Origin of the sequence: Kitasatospora sp. NPDC058965 (assembly GCF_042741245.1) — a bacterium.
Lineage (GTDB): Bacteria > Actinomycetota > Actinomycetes > Streptomycetales > Streptomycetaceae > Kitasatospora.
The window spans coordinates 1-1320 of the sequence record NZ_JBHYKG010000609.1 but is presented as its reverse complement, the minus strand read 5'-3'; the positions used below and the strand labels follow the sequence as shown (position 1 = coordinate 1320).

Sequence of the window (1320 nt, the reverse complement as noted above, 5' to 3'; positions counted from 1 at the left end):
ACCAACGTCATCGTCGCCCTGGCCCGCATCGACGGCCACGTCGTGGGCATCGTCGCCAACCAGCCCCAGTCCCTGGCCGGCGTCCTGGACATCAACGCGAGTGAGAAGGCCGCCCGCTTCGTCCAGATGTGCGACGCCTTCAACATCCCCCTCATCACCCTCCTCGACGTCCCCGGCTTCCTGCCCGGCGTCGACCAGGAACACGACGGCATCATCCGCCACGGCGCCAAACTCCTCTACGCCTACTGCAACGCCACCGTCCCCCGCATCCAGCTCATCCTGCGCAAGGCCTACGGCGGCGCCTACATCGTCATGGACTCCCGCTCCATCGGCGCCGACCTCTCCTACGCCTGGCCCACCAACGAGATCGCCGTCATGGGCGCCGAAGGCGCCGCCAACGTCATCTTCCGCCGCGACATCAACGCCGCCGAAGACCCCGACGCCATGCGCGCCCAGAAGATCAAGGAATACAGGACCGAGCTCATGCACCCCTACTACGCGGCCGAACGCGGCCTGGTCGACGACGTCATCGACCCCGCCGAAACCCGCGAAGTCCTCGCCGCCGCCCTCACCATGCTCCGCACCAAGCACGCCGACCTCCCCAGCCGCAAGCACGGCAACCCCCCCATGTAACCCACCACGACGGGAGACCCCCATGCCCGAACCGTCCCTGCGGATCACCCGCGGCAGCCTCACCGACGAGGAACTGGCCGCCCTGACCGCCGTCCTGATGGCCCGCGCCGCCGCGGTCGCCGCGCCGGAGCCGGAGGCCCGGGTGATCCGGTTGCCGCGGCTGTCCGCCCGGCGCCCGGCCTACCACTCGCCGGTCAGCTGGATGCAGGCCGCCTGAGCCGCGGCCCCCTTCCGCCGAGCAGCGGCGGAAGGGGGCCGCACCACCCCAGGGCTACCGCTCGCAGCCGGCCGGCCAGATCTCGTGCACCCACAGGCCCGCCGCGCGGGTGAGCGCGGCGATCCGGGCCGGCTCGCAGTCCGGGCTGCCGTCCCAGACCGCGACCATCTCGTCCACCATGCCCACCAGCGCCCGGCCCAGGTCCTCGCCCAGCCCGCCGGCCGCGGTCGGCGCCAGCCGGTGCACCGCGGTCGCCTCGGCCGTGATCTCGTTGCGCGGCAGCGGTCCCGCACTGGCCGGCAGCAGGATCTCCACCTTCCCGCCGTGCTCCCGCACCGCCTCGGCGAACCAGGTCTCCGGCCCGGGCCGCAGCGCGGTCACCCCGACCAGCTCGTACGGTCCGTAGGTGGTGATCAGCCGCCACAGCTCGCCCCGGACCAGGATCTCGCCGAGGTCCGAGATCCCCTGGT

3 protein-coding genes are annotated in these 1320 nt (G+C 72.3%); 2 read left to right on the top strand and 1 reads right to left on the bottom strand.

Annotation, left to right across the window (positions count from 1 at the left end; translation table 11 throughout):
- Both ACFW1A_RS40570 and ACFW1A_RS40565 read left to right on the top strand, forming a co-directional pair.
- On the top strand, positions 1-633 hold a 633-nt coding region (locus ACFW1A_RS40570; RefSeq protein ID WP_380418768.1), incomplete at its 5' end, for a carboxyl transferase domain-containing protein.
- A gap of 22 nt (positions 634-655) precedes the next feature.
- On the top strand, positions 656-850 hold the full coding sequence (locus tag ACFW1A_RS40565) for an acyl-CoA carboxylase epsilon subunit (protein ID WP_380418766.1): 195 nt from the start codon (positions 656-658) through the stop codon (positions 848-850).
- A gap of 54 nt (positions 851-904) precedes the next feature.
- Here ACFW1A_RS40565 and ACFW1A_RS40560 read toward each other — a convergent pair.
- Positions 905-1320: hypothetical protein (locus tag ACFW1A_RS40560; protein WP_380418764.1), on the bottom strand; the 416-nt coding region annotated here is incomplete at its 5' end.

Coding starts and splice junctions, on each gene's coding strand:
- ACFW1A_RS40565 (WP_380418766.1), top strand. CDS start 656: ATGCCCGAACCGTCCCTGCGGATCACCCGCGGCAGCCTCACCGACGAG.